We start from the raw sequence: 781 nt of genomic DNA, 5'->3' as shown, positions 1-781 counted from the left end.
CGTCAGCAGCATCCGGCGGACCGCGGGCGAACACCCGTCCAGGCGGCGCGCCGTCCGCCCGCGCAGCGACGCGGGCAGCGGCAGCGGCTCGTCGGCGCGCTGCTCCCCCCGCTCGGCGATCGCCCTCCCCAGCTCCAACGCGAAATACGGGTTCCCACCGGACGCCGAGTGGACGCGCCGCACCAGCGGCGCCGCCCAGCCGACACCGAGCGTCCCCGCCAGCAGGACCCCGGTCTCCTCGACGTCCATACCGGGCACCCGCAACCGCAGCACCGCCCCGCCCGTCCGCGGTTCACGGCCCGGCTCGGTCCTTTCGGCGGCGAGCGCACGCACCATGTGCCGGAACCCCCTGGTCCGGCGCGCCGCGAACCGCAGCAGATCAGCGGTCCGCTCATCAAGCCACTGCACGTCATCGACGACGACCAGCACAGGCGACCGCGCGGCCAACTCCCGAAAAAGCGCCAGAACGGCCATCCGCAACGCCAGCACGTCCCCTTCCCCTTCGCGGCTGTCATCCCGAAGCAACACCGTCTCCAGAACACCCCGTTCCCGCCGAGACAGCCCCCCGAACACCTCCTCTTCCACATCCCCGAACAGATCGATCAACCCGAGCAACGGCAACCCCCGCTCAGCCTCCGACAGCCCACACCGCAACACCCGGCTCCCCCCACTCCCGCACTCCGCGGCCAACACCCCCAACAACGTCGACTTCCCGATCCCCTCCCCTCCGCTCAACACCACCCCACCCCCCCGCGCCAACTCCCCCCGAGCCCGCGCGACA

The 781-nt window shown here is 72.3% G+C and carries 1 protein-coding gene; it reads right to left on the bottom strand.

Annotation, left to right across the window (positions count from 1 at the left end):
- Positions 1-741 (bottom strand): AAA family ATPase (locus ACYVE7_RS35015; protein ID WP_460370969.1); only part of this gene is annotated, 741 nt, incomplete at its 3' end.
- Between the last annotated feature and the right edge of the window lie 40 nt (positions 742-781).

It is taken from the genome of Actinocorallia lasiicapitis (genome assembly GCF_054778695.1).
The sequence above is the reverse complement of the archived record's forward strand: the minus strand, read 5'-3'. Positions and strand labels throughout refer to the sequence as shown.